Here is a 261-nt window from a genome sequence, read left to right on the forward strand (position 1 = left end):
CTGATGAATCCCCACAAAAACGAAGCAGGCACAGTGGAAAAATGATCTAATTATTGCGCCAACAAAAAATAAGATCGCCACTATGCCTGCTTCCGCATTTTGCCATAAATTTTTACGAGAATCTTTAGCCAGCACCCATCAGTATCGTCGTAACGCCCTCACTGATATGACGATTTCCCTGACACGCGGTGCTTCCCTCAATCTGACCAGCATCGGTCGCTCTCTTGCGGGCGATGCCCGCGTTAAGCACAAAATCAAACG

Origin of the sequence: Pantoea sp. B9002 (genome assembly GCF_013385945.1) — a bacterium.
Lineage (GTDB): Bacteria > Pseudomonadota > Gammaproteobacteria > Enterobacterales > Enterobacteriaceae > Pantoea.